Below are 19,081 nucleotides of genomic sequence, written 5' to 3' on the forward strand. Positions count from 1 at the left end.
GTCGATAAAAGGATTAAAAATGAGCAAGTATAAACAGGTCTATAACGAGATAAAGACCCAAATTAACAATGGTAATTTAGCACCATTGCAAGAGCTCCCGAGTGAAAATGAACTCATGCAAAGCTATGGTTTTTCTAAAGATACTATTCGAAAAGCCCTTTCTTTACTTGAAATTGATGGCTACATTCAAAAGCAACAAGGCCGAAATTCGATTGTTTTAGAGCATGACTTATCTAAACCACAAATGCTTTCTGAAATTAAAACCGTCAGCGAATTAAATAGTACCTCAACGCACCAAGTAAAAACCACATTAACCAGCTTGTATATTGTGCAAGGTGAAGAAGAGCTGATGCATATTTTTAATGTCGATGATCAGATCGATTTCTACCGTATTGCTCGTCTCCGTGAAATTGATGGTGAAGCCGTTGAATACGAGGTTTCTTATTTTGATCGCCGCATCGTGCCTTTTATTAGCCGAGAAATCGCTGAACACTCTATTTATCACTATTTAGAAAACGAATTAAAATTAAAAATTAGTCACTCACAACGAAAAATTATCTTTCGCTATGCTAACGAAGAAGAAAAAAATGCGATCGATCTTGGTGAGTATGACATGGTTGTGAATGTGACAAGCACCACTTATTTGGCGGATGGTCGACCGTTTCAATATGGGAGTATTAGCTATCGACCAGATAAAATTGCATTTACATCAACAGCAAGACGACATGTCTAGTTTTTGTAAATGATAGGTTGTTATTTAAAAAATTCATAAAAAAAGTGCGGTCATTTTTAACCGCACTTTTTATTTAAGCTATTTTAACCAAAATTGTCCTTTGAAAATTTTTCCTAATGTCATCAGCACCAAACCACTCATCATCAAGTTAGCAAAGATAAATGCACCGTTTGCCAATCCGCTCAGTACGTTATGATGAACAAAAGAAACCGCCCCATTCGCTAAAGAAGCTAATCCGAATGAAAAAGCCCAGAAGCCAATATTAAGCCCTTTTTCACTAATCCAAGGGAACAAACGAATTAAAAAGAATATTTGTAAAAAACCGTCCCCCCATAAGAGTTTAACGAAAAGATCGATCTCTCCCCCATTAAGCGATAAGTAAGCCGACGAGCCCACAAATGCTGGAGCGAGAATAATCCCCATTGTTGGACGAAATTGTGGTTCAATCTGCAACACGCGTAAACGTTGGAATAACACTGGTTCATAAATAATCCAAGCAATCATCCCTGCACCTAAGAACAAATAACCTAAATCTTGATAGCCTAACAAGGCTAATGATGAGGCACTTGTAAAGTTAGTCGCCACAGAGGGCAAATAAAAAGGTGGCAGTGTCGATTTTTCCTCAAATGTGCCATCTTTCCATAATGCACTAATACGCACTGAAGCAAACAACAGTTGCCCAATTGTCCCGATCCAAATTAATCCCTCGCCAATAAGAGGAAACCAACGATACAGAACATCCCCGCTTAACATCGTTGTAATCGGTATTAAGGCGAGAAAAGAAAAACGTATCGGACAACAATATTCATCTCGTACTTCTTGAGAGAAATAAATCATTTTATAAATATAAAGCAAGACGAAAAGTGCCCATACTGAAACAGAGATTAATCCAATAATATCACTCACATTTCGAGAAAAAGAGAGCGTATCACCCATATGTAACCAGGCTAAAGATAAAGCGCTTAAACCTAATGGAATCGCAAAATACCCTGTTGGTAACGGAAATGGTCGTTTATCAGTCATTATTATTCTCCTAAAAATTGATACCTTATAAGATTACCTATAAAAGCATGAATATTGATGTGGATTTATCTCAAAGACTAGAATAAAAATCTCATTTCTCTAAATGAAAGAAAGGGCTAATAAACATTAGCCCTAAATTGAATTAATATTTTTTTGATTATTTGCAGATCACTTCTAATCCGCCCATGTAAGGACGTAATACTTCCGGCACTGTAATTGAGCCGTCTGCATTTTGATAGTTCTCAAGCACCGCCACTAATGTACGACCCACTGCCAAACCAGAGCCATTCAATGTATGCACTAAGCGAGTTTTCTTATCACCTTTTGCTTTGCAACGTGCTTGCATACGACGCGCTTGGAAATCCCACATGTTAGAGCAAGAAGAAATCTCACGGTAAGTATCTTGTGCAGGCACCCACACTTCTAAGTCGTAAGTTTTGCAAGAACCAAAGCCCATATCACCAGTACAAAGTAATACTTTACGATATGGCAGATTTAAAAGCTGTAATACTTTTTCTGCATGGCCTGTTAATTCTTCAAGCGCTTCCATAGATTTATCAGGATCAACGATTTGTACCATTTCCACTTTATCGAATTGGTGCATACGAATTAAACCACGGGTATCACGACCATAAGATCCTGCTTCAGAACGGAAACATGGTGTATGTGCGGTCATTTTGATTGGCAAATCTGCTTCATCAACAATCACATCACGTACAAGGTTAGTCACTGGCACTTCCGCTGTTGGAATTAATGCGTAAGGTTGTTCGCCTTCTAACGCTAAAGTATGGAATAAATCTTCGCCAAATTTTGGTAATTGGCCTGTACCATAAAGGGTCGCATGGTTAACTAAATAAGGTACATAAGCTTCTAAATAGCCATGTTGTTCAGTATGAAGATCTAACATAAATTGCGCTAATGCACGGTGCATTTTAGCAATTTGACCTTTCATTACCGCAAAACGCGCACCCGCTAATTTAGCCCCTGCTGCAAAATCTAAGCCATTGGTATCTTCACCTAATGACACGTGATCTTTGATCTCAAAATCAAATGTACGCGGCGTACCCCAACGTAAAATTTCTTTATTTTCAGTGTCATCTTTACCTAATGGCACTTCATCTGCTGGAAGGTTTGGAATGCTTAACGCGATTTGATTGATTTCTGCTAACACAGCATCAAGTTGAGTTTTCGCTTCGTTTAGCTGTTCGCCCATGTTATCCACTTCAGCCAATAATGGTGCAATGTCTTCACCACGTGCTTTTGCCGCACCAATGGCTTTGGAACGCGCGTTACGCTCTGCTTGTAATGTTTCAGTTTTTACTTGTAAATCTTTGCGTTGTTCTTCTAATGCGGTAAGTTTTTCCGTATCAAGAATAAAGTTACGTTTTACTTTTAATTTTTCTGCTACTTCAGCCAGATTATTACGGAGTAAATTTGGATCGATCATTGGAATTCCCTATTTTTCATTATGAAACAGATACCTTTATTCTAGCGTGCTTTGAGCAAATAAACCAGTTAAAAGCCTGATTTTTCTTTTATTAACCTCTTCAAAAACATCCAATTTTATGGCCGCACTTTGCCATGATTTAATTTTGTGATCTCTGTCAAATTCTGAGAATGAGGCACTAGAAACAGCAAAAAAAAGTTCTATAATAAAAATGAACGTTAACCAAGAGGAGTAACCTATGTTTCCTGAATTTCGCGATTTAATTACTAATCTCAAAAACAAAGATGCTTATTTTGATCGCTTGTTTGAAAAACACAATGTGTTAGACCAAGAGATCAAAAATAAGATTGATAACATAGAACTCGCTACTCATACGGAAATTGAGAACTTGAAAAAAGAAAAATTACGGATTAAAGACGAGCTCTATCAATACTTGAAAAAGAAAGCAGCTGAGTAATTGGTTTAATGTGAAGACAAAGTGCGGTGAAATTTACCGCACTTTTTTGTTTTAAGTGGTTTTATTCTTTTGAGAGCCCAGATAAATCGCTACTAATGTCAGCACTGCTCCCGTCCATTGCCAATGATTGATGGGCTTATCCAAGCCAAAATAATCAATCACAAGCGCCACCACCGGTTCGGAAAGAAGCAACAAACCGGTTAAACCTAACGACAAATAAGGAATGGTATAAGCAATCATGCCCCAAGCGACACATTGCATCACTGCACCATAAATGAACACCAATCCCCAATCGGTGAAAGTGGTAGGATAGAGGTTATCGGAATTAAAAATCAACGAAGGAACAATTAAGACAATCGCACCACTTAAACTCAAAATAAACATTAACGAAAATAAAGCGGTGGGTTCTTCTTCGTGCACTTTTTTAATCATAATCATTGAAGCGGCAAGCATGCCTGCCGAAATGAGCCCAATGATAATGCCGTACATGCCGTCAAAATTATGTTGTAACTCTTCCCCTGAGATTAAGACTACACCCGCAACCGCTAAAAAAAGGCTTAACATTTGTAATTTCGTTTGGCGTTCACCAAAGAAAAAATAGCCAATTGCGGCCAAAAAGAAAATCTGCAAGCTATTCAGCAATGTTGAAATACCCGGCCCTACGGCATATACACTTTCATGCCAAAAAGATAAATCAAAAGCTAAAAAGATGCCGGCTAATGTGGCATACATCATCGCTTTACGGCTTTTCGGGAAACGCTGTCGTTTTAATTTCATTAAGAACCAGAAAATAAAAGAGGCAATGAGTAAGCGCCAGAACGCAATTGCATAACCACCCACTGGCACAAACTTAACAATTAGGCTTCCTAAACCGAATAGCACGCAGCCCACAACTAACATCGGGGCGGCGTAAGATTTTATTTTGTCCATTAAATAAACATCGCCCAGACTGGCAAACTCGCCGCCATAAAGAACAAAATGAGTAAGCTGTTATAACTTAGTTTCCATTTATTAACACTGTGAAAAAGCAATATCCCTGCTATTACTAAATGAAGAACAAAATAAATACCGTATGCGAAAACACCATCAAAACTGACCGCACTTACACCTTGATAAATAATAAAGATCAGTACTGCCAACGCATTCAGTGCAAGCAGTAAAATCATCAACAATGGCAGTAACGCAATGAAACCTTGCAGACGATTACGAGAAACAGACAAGCATAAATTCGCCAATAATACCCCCATCACCGCTTGCGCCAATGGATTATATTGCACGAAATTTGGTGTTGGATTGCCAAAGAAAATCATCAAATAGGCAATCACACCCAATCCACTCACCAACGATGCCATTAAGAGAAAACCACGGCGAGCGACTTCATCCTTAGGTTGTTTCCATACTGCATATACAGCAGATAATCCGCATAAGCTGACAATATCAGTCATCACGTAATGATGTGGTGAGGCTAAGCTCATCCCAAGCCAAACTAACCAATAAAGTGCAAAACAGACATTTGCTTTGATTAAACGTCCGCGCTGCCCTGGGCAAATTTCGCCTTTAATAAACGCAACCAAACAAAGTAACTGAGCAATCAGCACACCAAAGGCTAAATGAGGAATCAATTTTTCAGCAGATTGCAAAGACTCTGCAAAAAATTCAATAATTAATAGCAACCCAATTGGCAAGAGAGCAAGAAATGCGGCTAAGGGTTTGGATTGTTCTTCTGACATAAGATTCTCGATTAGAAAAAGAAGGCGTCATTATGCCAAAATTTACAGCTTTTTTTAATGGCTTTCGTGCATTTTGACTCATTCCCTTTTAAAATAAGCAAAATGATAACCGCACTTTAGGAACCACAAAAAATGCTATTAAGCGTACTTTATATTATTGGAATAACTGCCGAAGGAATTACCGGCGCATTAGCCGCTGGACGAGAAAAAATGGATATTTTTGGGGTAATTATTATTGCCTGCGTGACGGCGATTGGCGGCGGTTCGGTACGCGATGTTTTACTTGGGCACTACCCGCTTGGCTGGGTTAAACATCCTGAATATTTCATTATGGTGGCTGGTGCAGCTGTATTAACGGTTTTTATCGCGCCCTTCATCAAACATTTCATGCGCTACTTCCGCACGATTTTCTTGGTGTTAGATGCTTTAGGATTAATCGTGTATTCCATTATCGGTGCGCAGATTGCCATTGATATGGGTTATGGCTTTACCGTGACATCCATTGCGGCAACGGTGACAGGGGCATTTGGTGGTGTATTACGTGATTTACTCTGTAACCGCATTCCCCTTGTATTCCAAAAAGAACTTTACGCCAGCGTGTCATTCTTCTCTGCCGCTATGTATATGGCATTACAACACCTTCAAGTAGAACACACGCTTTCAATTTTACTCACGTTATTCAGTGGTTTTGCATTGCGCTTACTTGCAGTTCGATTTGGTTGGGGATTACCCGTTTTCGATTTCCAAGAGCAAGAAGAGGAAACAAATGATAAATTACCGAAGAAAACGAAATAGAAATAATGGATAAGATGTAAATTTAGATTTCTTTAATTAAAGAAATAGTATGATGGGCCATAAGATAAAAGCATTTAAAAATTTCTTAAAAACCAAACACATTTTATGTTCTAACACTTTGATTGTACACGGCTAAAATCCCAAACGACTCACAAACTACTAAGAATTCAAGGCTACAATATCTAATGGAGGTGTTTGGGGCACTATTTGAGCCAAATAACCATCCCCAAGCAAAAACACTTTTGTTGATAATGCAGATATATCATCTATTTTTTCTAAAGCTAAGAATAAATTAGTTTTAAAGATAGGTACTCCATTTATATCGGCTAAAACATAAACTTCTGAAGATTTTACTTTTTCTTCAACCAATTTAATCAATTTATCAAATTTTAAAGTAACAATACCTTCCTTTAATTTATTTATATTTCCATACTCAAATGGATATTTATAAAAAATATTTAGAACCTCTTTCTCTTTTTCTTCTGATAAGAGGCTAAAATCGTCTGAAAGAGCTTCTACACACTCTTCAAATAATGTCATACAAACCTTTATTTTATTGTTTAAGAAATATTAAGACTTAAGTAGGGTTTATAAATTCTCAAATCGCACCCTACTCACGGGATATAAACTGACTAGATGATAAATCATTACTCATAATTCACAAAATCCTTAATTTTAATCATTTCACCTTACGCATTTTTACGATAAGCTACACCATATTTTTGTTGCAATAACAAGGGATTCGATATGTTAGAACAAATGGGCAAACAGGCCAAAGATGCAGCCTTTATTTTAGCGCAGTTAAACACCACTGAAAAAAATCATGCGCTCAGCATTATTGCAGATCAATTAGAACAACAAGCGGAGCGTATTCTAGCCGCGAACCAAAAAGATATTGAAATTGCGAAACAAAACGGCTTATCTGAAGCCTTAATTGATCGCCTTTTATTAACCGAAGAGCGCCTAAAAGGTATTGCGAATGATGTCCGCCATGTGATTTCTCTCACTGATCCAGTGGGAAAAATTATTGATGGGGGCACCTTAGATAGCGGATTAAAAATCGAACGCGTTCGTACACCGCTTGGCGTAATTGGTACCATTTACGAAGCACGTCCCAATGTCACCATTGATGTGGCGAGTCTTTGCTTAAAAACCGGTAATGCCGTGATTTTACGTGGTGGAAAAGAAACACAACATTCCAACCAAATTTTAGTGGAAGTGGTACAAAATGCCCTTGAACAAGCGGGATTACCACGCCATGCAGTCCAAGCTATTACCGATCCGAATCGTGAACTTGTGATGCAACTGCTTAAATTGGATCGCTACGTGGATATGATTATTCCTCGTGGGGGCGCCGGTTTACATGAGCTTTGTAAACAACATTCTACCATTCCAGTGATTGTCGGTGGTGTGGGTGTTTGTCATCTTTTTGTGGAAGAAAGTGCAGACCAAGAAAAAGCCCTTGCGGTGATTGCTAATGCAAAATGCCAACGTCCAAGCACATGTAATACGTTGGAAACGCTTTTAGTTCAACGCTCGATTGCAGAAACCTTCCTACCAAAACTCGCGAAATATTTAGCCGAGAAAAAAGTAAAATTCCATGCAAAATCGACCGCACTTTCGATTCTTCAAGCTGCAAATGTCGATGTGCAAGAAGTGACCGAACAAGCACTACGCCAAGAATGGGGCTCACTCGATCTCAATGTCGTGGTGGTTGAAGATATGGATGAGGCAATTGCTCACATTCGTGAATATGGCACACAACATTCAGAAAGTATCTTAACGGAAAACCAACGATTAGCGACACAGTTTATTAATCAAGTAGATGCGGCAGCTGTGTATGTTAATGCAAGTACCCGATTTACCGATGGCGGGCAATTTGGTTTAGGTGCTGAAGTGGCGGTAAGTACTCAAAAACTTCATGCTCGCGGCCCAATGGGATTAGAAGCCTTAACCAGTTATAAATGGGTCTGTGTCGGCGATTACACTTCTCGTAAATAGTCTGTTCCATCCATAAAAAAACCGCACCTTGAAACAATCAAAGTGCGGTTATTTTTTATCTCGTTTTTAGTGTTTACCGAATAATTTCATCGCCGGTAATACAATCATACAAGCAATCGCCCCAACAATCACACCAACAACTAACGTTGCCACATTACCTAATAAGCCATCTGCTAATTGATAATCAGCGAGCAAATGATGAATAAAATCCACATTATGCACAAAAATACCGCCACCGACTAAGAACATCGCAAGCGTACCGATAAAACTAAGTGAACGCATAAATTTTGGCATAATCGCTAAAATTGCATTCCCGATTGACTTCGCTACGCCCCCTTTTTTGATAAGGTATAAGCCGAAATCATCCGCTCTAACAATCAATGCGACCAAGCCATAAACAAAAATAGTAATTCCGATACCCACTATCGAAAGAGAAATGATGCGAGTCAGCAAGCTCGCTTCGGTTAATTCGCCCAATGCAATAATAATAATTTCAGCAGAAAGAACAAAATCCGTACGAATTGCCCCTTTAATTTTAGCGGCTTCATTAAAGGTTGTTTTTTCTTCGTGCTCTTCATGAGCAATAAATTTATGTAGAATTTTCTCTACACCTTCAAAACACAAATATGCCCCACCTATCATCAAAAGTGGCACGATCAACCAAGGTAAAAACGCAGAAAGCAGTAAAGCAATTGGAATTAAAATGATTTTATTGACTAACGATCCTTTGGTGACAGCCCAAACAATGGGTAATTCACGATCGGAAGATGCCCCTGTTACCTGATTAGCATTTAAGGCTAAGTCATCGCCTACCACGCCAACGGTTTTCTTAGCTGCCATTTTGGTCATCAAGGCGACATCATCAAGAATCGATGCAATGTCATCAATAAGAGTAAAAAGAGAGCTAAACGCCATATTCTTTCCTTTATAAAGTTAAAATTTAGAGAAATGAGTTTTAAACTGGTCGAATGCTTTCGACATCCAACTTCGCATCAAACTCTTTTTGCAATAAAAGCAGTTTTTTATCTTGCTGTAAATCCGTACGTGCCTGTTCACGCAAGTCTTGATAAACCTTTTTACGATAATCCATCGGTGTTAAAACATCGGAATCTTCAACAAAAATCGACAATTTGACTGGTTTTTCATATAAACGTTCAAGATGATCCACTAAATTTTTAATATTTCGATCTTGTTTTAAATGGGCTTTTTCAGAATGAAGCCCAAGTTGAATTTCATCTTCTGTTTGCGACTTGATGAAACAATTTAATGCTAACTCTTTTGAAAAACCAATCACGCCAGAGCGTTCAACGATATCCGTCCAAGGATCTTGTTTTTGCGTAATTTGAATAATTTTCTCACGCAATTCTGGTGTCACATCTTTTAAAATCGCCTGTTTAATATCAGAAGGTCGCACACCGCTATCCACTTTAGCTAAATCCGGATTACTCCACTCCCAACGGTAAGTTTCCGCATCCAGAATTTCCTGCTCTTCCGCGTCCATTTCAGCATTGTCATCAATGGTATTTTCAACCGTCTCAACACTTTGCTTTAACGCTTCTGCTTGTTGAGTCATTGGATTTGACACCGCTACTTTTTTCGTTTGCGTCGCTTTTGGTGGGGTCATTTCTCGCACAGGAAGTGCGGTCATTTTTGGTGAATTTTTTTGCTCATCCAACTCTTGGAGATGATGTAAGGTTTCTTCTACGGCGGCTTGCTGTTCATCATGATGATGTTGGCGCTCTGATTGCTCAATTTGCGTTAATTGATTCAATGCCTCTAGCGCAGCAAGGCTAGCTAAATTCAATGAAGATGTGGTTTGCGTGGAAACAGGTTGAGAAGGTGAAGAATGCACAACAGCTGATTGAGCCATCGGCTTTTGCGCTTGTGCAGAATAATTTGCTTTGATGTTTTGCGACAGCACCGGCATATCCACATACCCAGAAACAGGCTGATTTTCAACCGCACTTTTCTGTGTATTTTCAGGGGATAGCCCGCCTTGTTTAGGCGTTTGTGCTGCCGTAAGGAACTTTGGGTGGAATGCCAATGCCCTCAATAATGTCATTTCTGCACCAATTCGACGATTTGGCGCTGAAGCTAATTCTTTTCGACCCGATACAATCACTTGATAGAAGAATTGTACGTCTTCCGGTGAAATATGTTTGGCTAGAAAACCTAAGTGATCGTTTTCATCCGTGGCATTTTTAGCAAGTAGCTGCATTAACGCAATTTGATGCAATTTCTCAGCCGTTTCTGCCAGTAACTCATCCCAATCGCCCGCTTTTTCTGCCACCGTTTGGATGGTTTTCATTAAACGCTCACCGTTACCTTGATGTAAGGCGTAAATGATTTCAATCGGTTGGTCTTCATCTAACAGCCCAAGCATAGTATTCACCACATCGGTAGAAACCTTACCGTTGCCCATGGCAATGGCTTGATCCGTTAAACTTAAGCTATCACGAATACTACCCTGTGCTGCTTTGGCTAATTTATCTAATGCTGGCGCATCAAAGGAAATATTTTCGGCAGTAAGCACCCGATTAAGATGTGCTGAAATTTGCGGTTCATCTAATGCTTTGAGATGAAATTGCATACAACGGGATAAAATCGTAATTGGCAATTTTTGCGGATCCGTTGTCGCGAGTAGAAATTTCACATATTCAGGTGGTTCTTCCAAGGTTTTTAACAACGCATTGAAAGAATGGCGGGAAAGCATATGCACTTCATCGATAAGATAGACTTTATAACGCCCTACTACCGGCTTATATTGCACATTGTCTAATAACTCACGCGTATCTTCTACTTTGGTACGAGAAGCCGCATCGATTTCAATTAAATCAATAAAGTTGCCAGCTTCGATCGCTTTGCAGTTTTCACATTCACCGCAAGGATCGGCAGTAATACCGTTTACGCAGTTCAAGCCTTTCGCAAATAAACGAGCAATAGAGGTTTTACCCACGCCACGGGTGCCGGAAAATAAATAAGCATGATGCAAACGGTTTTCTTTTAAACCGTTTTCCAAAGCAGTGAGTACATGGCTTTGCCCCACTACTTCAGAAAAGTTTTTTGGTCGCCATTTTCTGGCTAAAACTTGGTAGCTCATTGCATCTCTTTAAAAATTAATGGCCTTCAAAATTCACTAAGGTGTAGCAATCAATGCCTAAATCACGTAAGCGTTTTTCGCCCCCTAATTCTGGCAAATTAATCACAAAGGCAGCATGTTTCACTTCACCACCTAAACGTTGAACTAATTTCACGGTAGCTTCAACTGTACCACCTGTTGCCAACAAGTCATCAATGATTAACACATTATCGCCTTGTGAAATCGCATCAGTGTGCAATTCAAGGGTGTCTTGACCGTATTCTAATTGATAAGACTGTGCAATCACTTCACGAGGTAATTTGCCCGGTTTACGAACGGGGATAAATGGCAAGCCTAATGCTAATGCAACTGGCGCACCAAAAATGAATCCGCGAGACTCGGTACCAATGACTTTTGTAAGACCTTGATCTTTATACTTTTCAACGATCAAATCGATTGTGGCTTTGAAAGCCGCAGGCACTTCGAGTAAACTCGTGATATCACGGAAAATGATGCCTTCTTTTGGATGATTTGGGATAGATTTGATAGAAGATTTGATTAATTCAAGTTGTTTGTTCATAAATAATTGCTCAAAAAAGAGTAAGAAAAAATCCTGTTTTTAGGCTCGCATTCTAGCATATAAAAATACAAAAGTGCGGTGAATTTTGACCGCACTTTTATAAATAAAATGAATTAATCTGGGTAAATATCTTCCCCGTCTTTTCGGGTACGAAGAAGCTGTAAAATCCAGACATATTGTTCGGGGGTTGGTGTAACAAAATATTCAATCTCCTCGTTCATCGCACGGGCTGATTGCTCAGGGTCTTCGCTTAATTGCATCGGTGGGCGAATTTCCATTTCATACTTCCCACTCTTAGCGTTATAGCGTGGGAACATTGGAATAACGACCGCTTTTGCTAATTTCGCCATTTTATTTAACCCAGGAAGGGTGGCTTTATAAGTGGCAAAGAAATCCACAAAGACACTTTGCTCGGCACCAAAATCCTCATCTGGAAGATAGTATCCCATTTGACCTTGCTTGATATGCGCTAAAAACGGCTTAATCCCATTTTGGCGAGCATGCATTTTCCCGCCAAAACGCTGACGAGCTAAAGTCCATAACCAATCTACTAATGGATTTCGGTGAGGGTTATACATTGATGTCATCGGCATGCCATGTGTATGCAAAATAATGCCAGAGGCATCAATCGCCCAACCATGTGGCACCATTAAAATGATGTTATGCCCTTCGGCTTTCGCTTGCTTGATATGCTCAAGGCCAATGAATTCGCTACGTTTCTGTAAATGTTTTTTAGAACGAATGGCAATTTCACCAATACCGAGCATTACTTGTGCGACTGTCACAAACATCTCTTCAATTACTTTGTTACGTTGCTCATCCGTCCAATCTGGAAAACAAAGTTTCAAATTAATCTCGGCACGAATACGTGGTTTACCAATTTTTTTCGTCAGCGCACGCGCCAGTTTCTCGGCCATTTTATCGCGTAAACGAAACGGCACAAAAGCAAGTAACAAAAGCACAAAAATACCAAGCCAAATGCCCCAATTTTTCGGGTGCAAATATGACCATGAAAAATGTGGTTCATAACCCGTTCGTGCCGTAATACGTAATTTTTTCTGAGAATCTGTCATAATCAATTGTTAAAAATGAAACCAACCTTGATCATACGCCATTTTTATCGTCATGATAAATGACATAATCACCACCATCGGTCTAATCAGTTGTTTGCCTTTTGCCATCACCATTTTAGCCCCTAAATTTGCACCTATCAGGCTTCCTGCCATCATCACTAAACCGACAGTCCAAAGCACATGACCACCAATTAGAAAAAAAATTAATGAGGCTAAATTTGAGGTTAAATTCATCACTTTGGCATGCGCCGTCGCTTTAGTGAGGTTAAATCCAAGTAACGTCACACAAGCAAGATTCATTAATGAACCTGTTCCCGGCCCGAAAAAGCCGTCATAAAACCCCAGTAATGAACCAAAACATAATGCAAAAACACCGTAAGAAATTCGTTGTTTGCGATCACTTTCGCCCAATTTAGGCGTAAATAAAAAGTATAAGCCGATCGCTAAAATGAGAAATGGAAGCCCTTTTTTAATTAATGATGCATCTAAATTTTGTATGAGTAACGTACCAATCACCGAGCCGATAAAAATCACCAGTAAGATGAAAGAAAACTCTGGTAAATTGACCGCTCTTTTACGCAGAAAATAAATACTTGCCGACAATGCACCGCCGAATGCTTGTAATTTATTCGTGCCTAATGCCATTGCTGGTGGCATACCTGTCATTAATAAGGCAGGGATTGTAATTAAGCCTCCGCCACCCGCTATCGCATCAATAAATGCGGCAATAAAGGCAGCAGCAAAAAGCATGGCTAATATATCAATCCCCAATTCCATGATTTCACTCCTACTCTAACCATTCGCTACTATTTGGCGAACTCAACACTTGTTGGCATAAAAACGGTTCTGGTGGTGTCACTTTTGGTTTAGAAGAGCCTGAACCTGGTTTTGCGGGTTCAAACCAAGAATAAAGTTCATCACCACAACCATCGCCTGCTGGTACAGGTGCTTGATCTTCACAATAAGCGGCATCTTTCGGACAAGCAATACGCACGTGGAAGTGTGAGTCATGTCCAAACCATGGGCGAATTTTGTGTAACCAAGCACGATCGTCTCCTGCAGTTTGACAAAGTTTTAATTTAATCGCGGGGTTCACAAAAATACGGGTCACTTTGGGATCTTGCGCCGCCAGTTTAATTAACGTGGCGTGATTGTTATTCCACACATTTTCATCAACACGTTGTGTTTGACGATTCACCACAAGCAAGCCTTTTCCATCTGAATTTAGTGCTTCACTGTCTGTCATGGTGCCCATACGCAACCAAATATCCGCATCTAATCCCATTTGATGGCTTGCATGCCCCGTTAAAAAGCGACCACCGCCTGGCATAGCAATATCCCCAACTAACATCGTTGGTAAGCCTGCTGACTTCGCCTTTTGTCCAAGACGCTGTAAGTAAGCAATCATATCCGGATGACCATAATAGCGGTTTTTATTCATACGAATGACTTGGTATCCCTCACCTTTATAAGGCAATGGCTCCGCTCCGATAATACAACCATTCGAATAGCTACCAATTGGATTCGCTTTACCGTCTGTTGCTGGAATTGGACGTTTAATACGTTGCCAATCTTGTGGTGATGCCATTGTTTGTAACGAGAAAAAAACACTCCCTAAAACAACCGCACTTGAAAGTAATTTTGCTAAAGATTTATTCATAAGATTTCCTAAAACGAATGACCTTATCTTCAATAAAAGAAAAAATAAGCTTAATTTAAAAGAGTTATCTGCATTGCGCCTTAAAACGCAATAAATGGTCGAGTAACACAATCGCGACCATTGCCTCTGCAATAGGGACTGCTCGGATACCGACACAAGGATCATGACGGCCTTTTGTCACCACTTCGACAGGATCACCTTCTAAATTAATCGAGCGTCCTGGAATGGTAATACTGGATGTTGGTTTTAATGCAATGGTCGCAATAATTGGCTGCCCAGAGCTAATGCCCCCTAAAATACCACCAGCATGGTTGCTTTCAAAACCATTTGGTGTCATTTCATCACGATGTTGACTGCCACGCTGTTCAACCACCGCAAAACCATCGCCAATCTCTACGCCTTTAACGGCATTAATCCCCATTAAGGCATGGGCTAAATCGGCATCAAGTCGATCAAAAACAGGCTCTCCTAAACCAACAGGAACATTCTCTGCAATCACGGTTAGTTTGGCGCCAATCGAATCGCCTTCTTTTTTCAATTCACGGATTAATTCATCAAATTTTTCGACCGCACTTTCATCTGGACAGAAAAATGGATTGCTATTCACTTTATCCCAATCAATTTTATCGATAGTCTGTGGTGCAATCTTCACTTCGCCAATTTGACTCAAAAAGCCACGTACTTCAATGCCAAACTGTTCACGTAAATATTTCTTCGCAATCGCTCCTGCAGCAACACGCATGGCGGTTTCACGCGCAGAAGAGCGTCCACCTCCGCGATAATCACGAATACCGTATTTTTGTTGATAGGTAAAATCCGCATGCCCAGGACGGAAACGATCTTTGATATCACCATAATCTTGTGAACGTTGATCTCCATTTTTAATGATCATCCCAATGCTGGTACCGGTTGTTTTACCTTCAAACACCCCAGATAAAATCTGTACTTCATCGTCTTCACGACGTGGTGTGGTATAACGCGAGGTACCCGGTTTACGACGATCTAAATCAGGTTGAATATCCGCTTCCGATAATTCAAGATTCGGCGGTACGCCATCTACGATACAGCCTAATGCAATACCATGTGACTCCCCAAAGGTCGTCACACGAAAAAGTTGTCCGATAGTATTCCCTGCCATATTCTCTCTCTTTAATTAATGATTTTTGGCTAATTTTGCCACATCAATAAATGGAATCTCTTCGCCTGTATCTTTGTTTTTGATAAAGATATCTAATTGGTTGAATGCAATATCAATATTATTTTCAGCAAATAACTGATTTACGCGGCGATTAAGTGCATCAAGCGTATCATTTCGCTCAGACACTTGACCCACATAAACACGTAATTCGTGATCTAACGTACTTGCCCCAAAGGTTAAGAATAATGCTCTTGGTTCTGGATCTTTTAAGACGCTTGGTTGCTCATTTGCAGCTTGCAATAATAAACGTTTCACCAACTCTAAATCTGATCCATAAGCCACCCCAACGGATATAACCAAACGAGTAACGGTGTTAGATAATGCCCAGTTAGTCACTTGTCCGGTTACAAAGGATTTATTTGGCACAATCACTTCTTTTCGATCCGGATCGATCATCGTAATGGCGCGAATACGGATTTTCGCTACTGTACCTGTTACATCGTTAATTGTCACAGTATCGCCCACACGAATTGGACGCTCAAATAATAAAATGATGCCGGAAACAAAGTTCGCAAAAATTTCCTGCATACCAAAACCGAGACCAACGGAAAGGGCAGCAAATAACCATTGTAATTTAGACCATGACATCCCAAGGGTAGAAAATGCCCATGCGCCACCCACTGCAACCAAGATATAGGTTAATAATGTTGTAATGGTATAAGGCGTACCTTGTGAAAGTTTCACTCGGGAGAAGAGTAATATTTCTAAAATACCTTGAATATTACGCACTAAAATATAGGTAATCACAACAATGATTAACGCAACAATCAAGTTAAAGAGTGAAATCGTTTCGGTCACCACGCCCGCTTCAGTTGTTGAAGTTTGTTGCCACAAGGTAATATCACGCAAATAACTTACCACCGTAACTAAATCTGACCAGACATAATAAAAGATGACAAAAAGTGCGGTCCAAATAAAGAGATCGGCAAAGCGTAGTAACTGGCTACGCACTTCATTTAAGTCCAATCCCTCTTCTTGTTCGGTAATCACGACCACATCATCAGAGGCTGAAGCATCACTTGAATCTTGTTGTTTTTGCTGACGTTTTTCTTGTAAACGACGATAAGCTAAACGTCTTGATGCTACGGTGACACCACGATAAATTGTATGACGCACCAACGACCACACCACCCATGCAATGTAGGTATTAATAATATGCGTAATTAAATTTAAGGCGGTGTAATAATAGCCTAAAGCAATTAGTGTAATTAAAATAACAGGGACCAATTGCAATAAGATTCGTACAATTTTGAAAATGGTTCTATCACGCTTATCTGTTGTCGTTGAACTCAATGATTTTTCAGTACGAATAAAACGTGGTGCAATAATTACAATGCAGAAAAGCAAAGCAACAATGGTATTAATTTCACCCAATACGTCATTTGCTAAACCTGTATCCATGACATTACTGAAAATTGACGTATTCAGTAATAACACAACAGAAACAATAATACGTTTCGTGACGTCTTGTAGGCTCGCTGCACTCTCTTTAGCAAAACCAAAATGGCGTACTAAAATACCATTCGGACGAAGAATAGCTAAAACAAAACTAAAGAACCACCAATAGCCCGCCATACTGAGCGACCATTCCCAAAACTCTTGTGGATTTTTTACAAAGAAAAAGCCTAAAAGTTGGCAAGCTGCTAAAAACCAAAGGGTACCTGATAACGATAAAAGCGCCGTATAAAATAACGCAAGCGGCGTATGCCACTGGCTATCAGAACGAAGCTTATTAATTTCGCCATTAATCACGCTCAAACGTTGTTTAATCGATTCTTTAAATTTGAAAATCAACCCACCAATCACAAACAAAATAAAGACATAAGTGAGTAAATACGGCAAATTATCAAAGTTTGTTGGAAAACCTAATTTTTTACCAATACCATCAAATTGCGCTTTGAGTGACATCGGTAATTTCTTGAACCAATCTAGATTAATTGGGTTATTACTTTTTACCCAGAAACTTTGTTGATCAAGTTTAGACTGGATCTGATCACTGATTTGTGTAATTTGTTGCTGGGTTAGCTCTAAGGAAATCGCCAAATTTAACTGATTATTCAATGACTTAATCAAATCAGAAGCCACTTTTCGACGTTCTGTCAATAAATTGGTTAATTGTGCTTTTTCCGCCGGTGTAAACGATTTGTTTTCATCCTGCTCAATTTTACTGATGTAGGCATCAATATCATAAAGCTCATTACGTTTTTGCGTAATATCGAAGATCTGTACACGCAAATCCGCAATTTGCTTTGAAAGACCTTGAATATTTAAATTGGTCGGTAATTTTTGTTTTTGTTGCTGAATAATGCGAGAAAGCACCAACGTGCCTTGTAACGCACTGATTTGCTCATCAATGGTACGTTGTGTCTGCGTTAAGTTATCCAACACATTTCGCATGCGTAATTCATCTTGCGTTAATGTATTGGTTTTCTCTGTTTGCTCAAGTAAATATTGGCTAAGCTGCGCATTCAAATTCAATTCTTTCTGAATCAACGGATTTTGCTCAACATTTTGGCTTTGTTGTTGTGCTTGCTCAACTTGGTTTTGTGTTTTAGCCAAATTCTTTTGATTAATCGCTTCTTGAATGGCTGCAATTTGTTGCTGCAATGCTTGAACACGAGTATTTAATAACTCATATCGACTTCGATAAAGCACAGTCAACTGATCGCTATTTTTTAACAGCACTTGATTATAGATATTTTTTAGCTCAATCAGTTGTAATTCAAGCTGAATTTGCTGTTTTAATAGTGAACTTGTCGTTGGATCAGCTAATTTCTGATTCAATTCTTGCGTACGTTTAACATTATCTGTTAAGGCTGTTTGAGCACGTTCCGACACAGAGCTCTGCCCTGCAAGTTGCGTATTCACCGCACTTAATGCAGATTGGGCATCTTGTTGTTGATTGGTCAGTTTCTCAACTTGAGCCTGTAGATTGGCTAAGCTTTGTGAAGCATAATCGGTGTTACTTGGCGTGCTTAGCTGTTTTTTAAGATTTTGAAGATCAGCACTATTCTTCTGAATTTCAGAATCTGCATCAATAAGCGTATCCTGCAAATCGTTATTATTTTTTTGCTGTGTTTGAATTTGTTGCAAGAAATCAAGCGAAGCCTGGATTGTCGCAATATTATTTGTCTTTTCATCACCATCCGGTAATTTTTGTACCTCGGCTAATTCACTTTTTAGCGTTTTTTCCGACGGTAAATCAGCATTACTATTCTCTGCCCAAACAGGCTGAGAAAGTGCCAGCGTAAAAACAAATGAAAGACCAAGTGCGGTCAAAACACGAGAGATTTTTTTCATTAAAC

Annotated in this window: 17 protein-coding genes; 4 read left to right on the plus strand and 13 right to left on the minus strand. The window is 39.4% G+C overall.

Annotation, left to right across the window (positions count from 1 at the left end; translation table 11 throughout):
- Positions 1-19 precede the first annotated feature (19 nt).
- A complete protein-coding gene (locus HMPREF3279_RS03320; RefSeq protein WP_049370291.1) occupies positions 20-733 on the plus strand; it encodes a UTRA domain-containing protein in 714 nt (237 codons plus the stop codon).
- 78 nt (positions 734-811) lie between these two features.
- On the opposite strand, the gene tehA is transcribed toward HMPREF3279_RS03320, so the two are convergent.
- Together tehA and serS are read right to left on the minus strand one after the other, a co-directional pair.
- The gene (gene tehA, locus HMPREF3279_RS03325; protein WP_070868064.1) at positions 812-1,756 is read right to left on the minus strand and encodes a dicarboxylate transporter/tellurite-resistance protein TehA; all 945 of its coding nucleotides are present in this window, start codon (positions 1,754-1,756) and stop codon (positions 812-814) included.
- A 157-nt stretch (positions 1,757-1,913) separates the two neighbouring features.
- The gene (serS, locus tag HMPREF3279_RS03330; RefSeq protein WP_049370289.1) at positions 1,914-3,203 is read right to left on the minus strand and encodes a serine--tRNA ligase; all 1,290 of its coding nucleotides are present in this window, start codon (positions 3,201-3,203) and stop codon (positions 1,914-1,916) included.
- A gap of 238 nt (positions 3,204-3,441) precedes the next feature.
- Between serS and HMPREF3279_RS03335 the strand changes: the two genes are divergently transcribed.
- The gene (locus tag HMPREF3279_RS03335; protein WP_005695756.1) at positions 3,442-3,660 is read left to right on the plus strand and encodes an HP1242/YdcH family protein; all 219 of its coding nucleotides are present in this window, start codon (positions 3,442-3,444) and stop codon (positions 3,658-3,660) included.
- A 51-nt stretch (positions 3,661-3,711) separates the two neighbouring features.
- Here HMPREF3279_RS03335 and HMPREF3279_RS03340 read toward each other — a convergent pair whose 3' ends face one another.
- Together HMPREF3279_RS03340 and HMPREF3279_RS03345 are read right to left on the minus strand one after the other, a co-directional pair.
- The gene (locus tag HMPREF3279_RS03340) at positions 3,712-4,590 is read right to left on the minus strand and encodes a DMT family transporter (RefSeq protein WP_070868065.1); all 879 of its coding nucleotides are present in this window, start codon (positions 4,588-4,590) and stop codon (positions 3,712-3,714) included.
- Positions 4,590-5,390, minus strand: coding sequence for a hypothetical protein (locus HMPREF3279_RS03345; RefSeq protein WP_070868066.1), 801 nt, complete (start codon positions 5,388-5,390; stop codon positions 4,590-4,592). Before HMPREF3279_RS03345 ends, HMPREF3279_RS03340 begins: the two co-directional genes overlap by 1 nt.
- A 132-nt stretch (positions 5,391-5,522) precedes the next feature.
- Here HMPREF3279_RS03345 and HMPREF3279_RS03350 point away from each other — a divergent pair, with 132 nt between their 5' ends.
- Entirely contained in the window at positions 5,523-6,185 is a 663-nt protein-coding gene (locus tag HMPREF3279_RS03350; RefSeq protein WP_049370286.1) for a trimeric intracellular cation channel family protein, read from the plus strand.
- Between the two features lie 159 nt (positions 6,186-6,344).
- Here the strand turns inward: HMPREF3279_RS03350 and HMPREF3279_RS03355 are convergent, their stop codons facing one another.
- Positions 6,345-6,725: a CDI toxin immunity protein gene (locus tag HMPREF3279_RS03355; RefSeq protein ID WP_049370285.1), complete on the minus strand. Its 381-nt coding sequence runs from the start codon at positions 6,723-6,725 to the stop codon at positions 6,345-6,347.
- A 207-nt stretch (positions 6,726-6,932) separates the two neighbouring features.
- On the opposite strand from HMPREF3279_RS03355, the gene proA reads away from it, so the two are divergent.
- A complete protein-coding gene (gene proA / locus HMPREF3279_RS03360) occupies positions 6,933-8,186 on the plus strand; it encodes a glutamate-5-semialdehyde dehydrogenase (RefSeq protein WP_070868067.1) in 1,254 nt (417 codons plus the stop codon).
- A gap of 66 nt (positions 8,187-8,252) precedes the next feature.
- Here proA and HMPREF3279_RS03365 read toward each other — a convergent pair whose 3' ends face one another.
- The 8 genes from HMPREF3279_RS03365 to mscK all read right to left on the minus strand — a co-directional run bounded on the left by HMPREF3279_RS03365 (position 8,253) and on the right by mscK (position 19,076).
- A complete protein-coding gene (locus tag HMPREF3279_RS03365; RefSeq protein ID WP_070868068.1) occupies positions 8,253-9,101 on the minus strand; it encodes a DUF808 domain-containing protein in 849 nt (282 codons plus the stop codon).
- 40 nt (positions 9,102-9,141) lie between these two features.
- The gene (gene dnaX / locus HMPREF3279_RS03370; RefSeq protein WP_070868069.1) at positions 9,142-11,286 is read right to left on the minus strand and encodes a DNA polymerase III subunit gamma/tau; all 2,145 of its coding nucleotides are present in this window, start codon (positions 11,284-11,286) and stop codon (positions 9,142-9,144) included.
- A 16-nt stretch (positions 11,287-11,302) separates the two neighbouring features.
- Positions 11,303-11,845, minus strand: a complete 543-nt coding sequence (gene apt / locus HMPREF3279_RS03375) for an adenine phosphoribosyltransferase (protein ID WP_005698770.1) — start codon at positions 11,843-11,845, stop codon at positions 11,303-11,305.
- A 113-nt stretch (positions 11,846-11,958) separates the two neighbouring features.
- Positions 11,959-12,918 carry a lauroyl-Kdo(2)-lipid IV(A) myristoyltransferase gene (lpxM, locus tag HMPREF3279_RS03380; RefSeq protein WP_070868070.1) on the minus strand — a complete coding sequence of 320 codons (960 nt, stop codon included), beginning with the start codon at positions 12,916-12,918 and terminating at the stop codon, positions 11,959-11,961.
- 9 nt (positions 12,919-12,927) lie between these two features.
- Complete coding sequence (locus HMPREF3279_RS03385) at positions 12,928-13,695, minus strand: TSUP family transporter (RefSeq protein ID WP_070868071.1); 768 nt, start codon at positions 13,693-13,695, stop codon at positions 12,928-12,930.
- Between the two features lie 10 nt (positions 13,696-13,705).
- Positions 13,706-14,578, minus strand: coding sequence for a penicillin-insensitive murein endopeptidase (gene mepA / locus HMPREF3279_RS03390; RefSeq protein WP_070868072.1), 873 nt, complete (start codon positions 14,576-14,578; stop codon positions 13,706-13,708).
- Between the two features lie 64 nt (positions 14,579-14,642).
- Complete coding sequence (gene aroC / locus HMPREF3279_RS03395; RefSeq protein ID WP_070868073.1) at positions 14,643-15,716, minus strand: chorismate synthase; 1,074 nt, start codon at positions 15,714-15,716, stop codon at positions 14,643-14,645.
- 15 nt (positions 15,717-15,731) lie between these two features.
- Complete coding sequence (mscK, locus tag HMPREF3279_RS03400) at positions 15,732-19,076, minus strand: mechanosensitive channel MscK (RefSeq protein ID WP_070868074.1); 3,345 nt, start codon at positions 19,074-19,076, stop codon at positions 15,732-15,734.
- Positions 19,077-19,081: the final 5 nt, after the last annotated feature.

The sequence above is a fragment of the Haemophilus sp. HMSC71H05 genome (assembly GCF_001838635.1).
GTDB classification, from domain to species: Bacteria; Pseudomonadota; Gammaproteobacteria; order Enterobacterales; family Pasteurellaceae; genus Haemophilus_D; species Haemophilus_D parainfluenzae_R.

Excerpts from the sequence above, each read along its gene's own strand:
- HMPREF3279_RS03320 (WP_049370291.1), top strand. The coding sequence starts at position 20 with ATGAGCAAGTATAAACAGGTCTATAACGAGATAAAGACCCAAATTAAC.
- tehA (WP_070868064.1), bottom strand. The coding sequence starts at position 1,756 with ATGACTGATAAACGACCATTTCCGTTACCAACAGGGTATTTTGCGATT.
- serS (WP_049370289.1), bottom strand. The coding sequence starts at position 3,203 with ATGATCGATCCAAATTTACTCCGTAATAATCTGGCTGAAGTAGCAGAA.
- HMPREF3279_RS03335 (WP_005695756.1), top strand. The coding sequence starts at position 3,442 with ATGTTTCCTGAATTTCGCGATTTAATTACTAATCTCAAAAACAAAGAT.
- HMPREF3279_RS03340 (WP_070868065.1), bottom strand. The coding sequence starts at position 4,590 with ATGGACAAAATAAAATCTTACGCCGCCCCGATGTTAGTTGTGGGCTGC.
- HMPREF3279_RS03345 (WP_070868066.1), bottom strand. The coding sequence starts at position 5,390 with ATGTCAGAAGAACAATCCAAACCCTTAGCCGCATTTCTTGCTCTCTTG.
- HMPREF3279_RS03350 (WP_049370286.1), top strand. The coding sequence starts at position 5,523 with ATGCTATTAAGCGTACTTTATATTATTGGAATAACTGCCGAAGGAATT.
- HMPREF3279_RS03355 (WP_049370285.1), bottom strand. The coding sequence starts at position 6,725 with ATGACATTATTTGAAGAGTGTGTAGAAGCTCTTTCAGACGATTTTAGC.
- proA (WP_070868067.1), top strand. The coding sequence starts at position 6,933 with ATGTTAGAACAAATGGGCAAACAGGCCAAAGATGCAGCCTTTATTTTA.
- HMPREF3279_RS03365 (WP_070868068.1), bottom strand. The coding sequence starts at position 9,101 with ATGGCGTTTAGCTCTCTTTTTACTCTTATTGATGACATTGCATCGATT.
- dnaX (WP_070868069.1), bottom strand. The coding sequence starts at position 11,286 with ATGAGCTACCAAGTTTTAGCCAGAAAATGGCGACCAAAAAACTTTTCT.
- apt (WP_005698770.1), bottom strand. The coding sequence starts at position 11,845 with ATGAACAAACAACTTGAATTAATCAAATCTTCTATCAAATCTATCCCA.
- lpxM (WP_070868070.1), bottom strand. The coding sequence starts at position 12,918 with ATGACAGATTCTCAGAAAAAATTACGTATTACGGCACGAACGGGTTAT.
- HMPREF3279_RS03385 (WP_070868071.1), bottom strand. The coding sequence starts at position 13,695 with ATGGAATTGGGGATTGATATATTAGCCATGCTTTTTGCTGCTGCCTTT.
- mepA (WP_070868072.1), bottom strand. The coding sequence starts at position 14,578 with ATGAATAAATCTTTAGCAAAATTACTTTCAAGTGCGGTTGTTTTAGGG.
- aroC (WP_070868073.1), bottom strand. The coding sequence starts at position 15,716 with ATGGCAGGGAATACTATCGGACAACTTTTTCGTGTGACGACCTTTGGG.
- mscK (WP_070868074.1), bottom strand. The coding sequence starts at position 19,076 with ATGAAAAAAATCTCTCGTGTTTTGACCGCACTTGGTCTTTCATTTGTT.